Here is a 4597-nt window from a genome sequence, read left to right as displayed (position 1 = left end):
TAGATTGTGCCGTCCATGTCGAGCGCCACGTGGCGGATGCGTGAGCAGGCCGCCATCAGGGCCTCGTCCGAAAGGGTTGAGCAGTATTTGTCGAAAGGTTTCATGTCGTGCGGCCCCGGGGGCCTGTTTGGGGGTTATTCCTTGATGTCGCCGTAGTCGATCTTCGAGGCCCGCTCGTATCCGTCGCGCGGCGCGGACCACATGGAGATCAGGATGAACATGCCGATGACGGCGATGACGATGATCGTCTCGAAGACCCGGGTCCAGCCGAAGGCGTCGGCAACGTAGCCTACGAGCAGTCCCGAGAGGCCCGAACCGATGTAGCCCAGGATGCCGGCGATGCCGTTGGCGCGGGCCGAGGCCTCCTTGGTGGCCTGGTTGCCCAGCTCGATGCCGATGAGCGCCTGGGGCCCGTAGATGAAGAACCCGGCGCCGACGAGCACGAGGGCCGTGGCGGTGAGTCCGGCCGTCTGGGGCAGGAAGCGGAAGATCGTCATGAAGAGCGCGGCACCCAGCATGCAGATGACGCACATGCGGTGGCCCTTGCCCTTGAAGAGGTGGTCGGTGGCCCAACCGGCGAAGAGCGTGCCCAGGATGCCGGCGATCTCGAAGACCGCAACGGTCCAACCGGCGTCCTGGATCGACAGCCCGCGGTTCTCGGTCAGGAACTTGGGTCCCCAGTCGAGAACGCCCATGCGCACGACGTAGACGAAGAGGTTGGCGATGCAGAAGGTCCACACCCAGCGGTTGCGCCAGACCATCACCGCCTCGAAGCGGCGGCGCGCCTTCTTGCCCATCTTTTCCGAGTAGGCGCCCAGCCCCGTGTCGGGCAGATCCGGAAGTTTTACATCCTTGGGCTCATCGCGCAGCCCGGCGAAGACCATGACGGCGCCGGCCACGGCCAGGCAGGCCGGGATCCAGAAGCACCATTTCCAGGCTCCGACGTGTCCGGCATACTCGAGTGCCTGTTCCGCGGCGTTGGCCACGCCGTTGTCGGCCAGGTTGGCCGTGATGCGTCCGACGATTGCGGCGTCGGCGCTGAGGTTCGTTCCGAGCGAGCCCATCAGGTAGCCGCAGACGATGACGGCCAGGGCGGCGCCGATCGAGTGGGAGCAGTTCCATACCGACATCTTGGTAGCCAGTTCCGAGGGGTGGATCCAGTGGGGGAGGATCCGTGCGCAGGGCGGGTAGCCCATGCCCTGGAAATACTGGTTGAGGATGATGACCACGCCCATGACCCACACGAGGGTCTCGACCAGTTTCGGGCCGTTCTCGACGCCCGTGATCCAGGCGCTGAAGTCGGTGCCGAAGCCGAAGGCGAAGTTGGCGGCGGCGCACAGCAGCAGGCCCAGGGCCATGACGATGCGTCCCCTGATGCGGTCTACCACATAGCCGTTGATGAAGCGCGAGAAGCCGTAGACGAGCGACCCGGCGAAGATGATCCATCCGAAATTCGTGTTCGAGATCCCGTATTCGGCCGTGAGCCCCGGCATGGCCAGCGAGAAGTTCTTGCGCACGAAGTAGAACAGGGCGTAACCGGCCATGGTGATCAGGATTGTCCGGATCTGCCACGACATGAACCTTTTGCGGTCGGCCCCCAGCGAAGCGTATGCGTCTGTTTTTTTCATGGCGTCAGGGTTTTATGATTGGTGCGACTTGTTGCGTTCGGCCAGATACTGCTCCTCCTTGTAGGTGACGGCCATGAAGACGATCGACAGTGCGCAGGCGATGAGCAGCAGGACGAAGGTCATGTTCCAGCCGAAGTGGTCCGACACGTAGCCGATGAGCGTGTTGGCCAGGATGGCCGTTCCGAAGAAGTAGCCGAAGAATCCGGTCAGGCCGGCGGCTGTGCCGGCGGCGTTCTTCGGAGCCAGGTCGAGTGCCTGCACGCCGATGAGCATCACCGGGCCGTAGATGAAGAAGCCGATGCCGATGAGCGAGACGGTGACGACGGTCAGGTTGTCGATGAAGAGCCAGTAGAGGCAGATGAACCCGGCCACCAGGGCCATGAAGATGATCGTGGGCAGGGCGCGCCGGCCGTTGAAGAGACGGTCGGAGAGCCATCCGCAGATCAGCGTGCCGGGGATGGCGGCGAACTCGTAGGCGAAGTAGGCCCAGCCGGCCGACTTGATGTCGATGCCGTGTTCGGTGAGGATCGTGGGCGCCCAGTCGAGGCATCCGTAGCGGACCATGTAGACGAAGGCGTTGGCGATGGCGATGTACCACAGGAAGCGGTTGTTGAGCACATACTGCATGAAGATCTCGCGCGTGGTGAGCACCTCCTCCTGCTTGGCGCTGTAGTTTTTCGGGTAGTCGTTGCGCCACTTCTCGACCGACGGCAGCCCGCACGACTGCGGCGTGTCACGCAGCAGGCAGTAGGCCACCAGTGCGATCAGGATAGCCGTCACGCTCGGGAAGAGGAAGGTGCCGACCAGGAAGTAGCTCTCGGTGGCGGCTCCGTAGAACCAGGCTCCGAACCACGTGGCGCCGTAGACGGCCATCGGGCCGACCAGCGAGCCGCCGACGTTGTGGGCGCAGTTCCAGATCGACATCATCGTGCCGCGCTCGGTCTGCGAGAACCAGTGGGTCATGATGCGTCCGCACGGGGGCCATCCCATGCCGTTGAACCAGCCGACCAGGAAGTTGAGTACGCCCATCAGCACCAGGGCGGCGGTGTGGTGCTCGGGGCCGAGCATCGAGATCGGGACGATCATGAACATCATCGAGATCGAGGCGAGGACCAGTCCCAGCGGCAGGAACTTGCGGGCGTCGCTGCGGTCGGAGACCGCACCCATGAGGAATTTCGACAGCGCATAGGCCACGGCGTTCATGGCCAGCACGGTCCCCAGTTCGCCCTTTTCGAATCCGAAGGGCTCGAGCATGGGTATGGCCATCGAGAAGTTCTTGCGCACGATGTAGAAGGCCGCGTACCCGATGAAGGCGCCGATGAAGACCTGCAACCGCAGCTTCCGGTAGCGGTGGTCGGCCTCGGGCCCGGTCTGTTCGGGCTTGTAGAGAGGAGGTGAGAGAAATCTCCGCATGATGGTTGGTAGTTTTAGAGTTACTTATCTTGCTGTTTTTCTGTTGTTCAGTCCGGCGGTGCCCTCCAGGTCGAGCATCCGGGCCAGCACGCTGATCGGGTGCAGCACCCGCCGTGAGGTGGACATCTCGATCTGCCACTTGCACGTTTCGCACTCCGTGACCACCCACTCGGCGTCGGTCTGCTCGATCGTCTTGAAGAGCGGGGCGCCGATGCCCTGCGAGGCGGCGTAGTTCTCCTTTTTGAAGCCGTAGGTCCCGGCGATGCCGCAGCATTGCGACGGCAGCAGGGTCAGCTCCAGCGTGGGGATCATCCGCAGCAGCGCGATCGAGTAGCAGCTCCACCCGAGCCGCTCCATGTGACAGGCCGTGTGGTAGGCGGCCTTCATCCGGACGTCGTCGCGGAAGCGGAGCCGCGCCTCTCCCGAATCGATGATCCGGTAGACGAACCGCGTGACGAGGTCGATCCCGTCGCGCACGTCCTCGTTCCCGACGCCCAGCACGTGGGGGTACTCGTCCCGCATGGTGAAGGTGCAGGTCGAGGAGGCGACGATCACGGGGCGCCGTTCTCCGGTGACCGAGCGGCGGATCGACTCCATGTTGGTCAGGGCCTGACGGCGGGCCTGATCGTAGAGGCCGTTGGCGATGAGCGCCACGCCGCAGCACTTCTCCTGCTCGAGCAGGTGGACGCCGTAGCCCAGGGCGTTGAGCACGTGTACCAGATCCTTTCCCAGATCGGGGTAGTTATAGTTGATGTAGCAGCCGTGGAAGAAGCTCACGTGGCGGTCGAAACCCTCCTGCCGTGCCTCCTCGTGCCTGCGGAACCACCGCTCGAAGGTCTGCCCGGCATAGCTGGGGAAGGTCCGGCGGCGGTCGATGCGCAGCACGCCGTCCATTGCGGCCTTGACGGGCCTCCATCCGAGCGTCGTATTGACGATCGGGGCGAACGTCGTGGCCATCCGCCCGACGAAGTCCGTGTTGGCCAGCATCCGGTCGCGGAGACTCGGCCGCGATTTCGCGTAGCGCATCCTCGCCAGTTGGATGATGTCGCCGATGCGCACGTTCGAGGGGCATGCCACCTCGCAGCGCTTGCAGTTGAGGCAGTATTTCAGCGCCTCGTCGAAGTAGCTGCCCGCCTTCAGGCGCAGCCGCTCCCCGTCGGGACCGGCCTGCTTGGGGCCGGGGTAGGCGGGATTGACCGGGACGACCGGGCAATAGGCCGTGCACACGGTGCATTTGATGCACTGCTCGAAGTTGTTCTCGCTGATATTTCGTTCCTGCAGATCCATATCCTGGTCTTATTTCATTTTGTCCGCTACGTGCAGGGCGGTGAGCATTGCGACACCTGCTCCGCATCCCTCCCGTATCGGGTCGAAGCCTCCCAGCACGGATCCCGTGACGTAGAGGTTTTCGATCGTGCGGCCCTGTTTGCGGGCGCGGAACTCCTCATCGACGGCCACCCCGTAGGTGATGTAGTTCTGGCGGTGGAAGAAGTGCGGGTCGTACCAGGCGGTGCGGTCCGTGTCGAATGCCACGTCGAGATCGAAGAGCGGTTCGG

General features: G+C 63.7%; 4 protein-coding genes. All 4 read right to left on the bottom strand.

Features of this window, described 5'->3' with window-relative positions; translation table 11 throughout:
• Positions 1-134 precede the first annotated feature (134 nt).
• A complete protein-coding gene (locus QZL63_RS03990) occupies positions 135-1628 on the bottom strand; it encodes an MFS transporter (protein WP_022308039.1) in 1494 nt (497 codons plus the stop codon).
• Positions 1629-1640: 12 nt separating this feature from the next.
• The gene (gene pgtP / locus QZL63_RS03985) at positions 1641-3041 is read right to left on the bottom strand and encodes a phosphoglycerate transporter protein PgtP (RefSeq protein WP_022308038.1); all 1401 of its coding nucleotides are present in this window, start codon (positions 3039-3041) and stop codon (positions 1641-1643) included.
• 24 nt (positions 3042-3065) lie between these two features.
• Complete coding sequence (glpC, locus tag QZL63_RS03980) at positions 3066-4328, bottom strand: anaerobic glycerol-3-phosphate dehydrogenase subunit GlpC (protein WP_022308037.1); 1263 nt, start codon at positions 4326-4328, stop codon at positions 3066-3068.
• A gap of 9 nt (positions 4329-4337) precedes the next feature.
• Positions 4338-4597: FAD-binding protein (locus tag QZL63_RS03975; protein WP_290585959.1), on the bottom strand; the 260-nt coding region annotated here is incomplete at its 5' end.

The sequence above is a fragment of the Alistipes sp. CAG:268 genome, assembly GCA_000434235.1.
GTDB classification, from domain to species: Bacteria; Bacteroidota; Bacteroidia; order Bacteroidales; family Rikenellaceae; genus Alistipes; species Alistipes avistercoris.
The sequence above is the reverse complement of the archived record's forward strand: the minus strand, read 5'-3'. Positions and strand labels throughout refer to the sequence as shown.

What these genes read in the sequence shown, in the direction of transcription:
- pgtP (WP_022308038.1), bottom strand. Translation starts at nt 3,041, where the DNA reads ATGCGGAGATTTCTCTCACCTCCTCTCTACAAGCCCGAACAGACCGGG.
- QZL63_RS03990 (WP_022308039.1), bottom strand. Translation starts at nt 1,628, where the DNA reads ATGAAAAAAACAGACGCATACGCTTCGCTGGGGGCCGACCGCAAAAGG.
- glpC (WP_022308037.1), bottom strand. Translation starts at nt 4,328, where the DNA reads ATGGATCTGCAGGAACGAAATATCAGCGAGAACAACTTCGAGCAGTGC.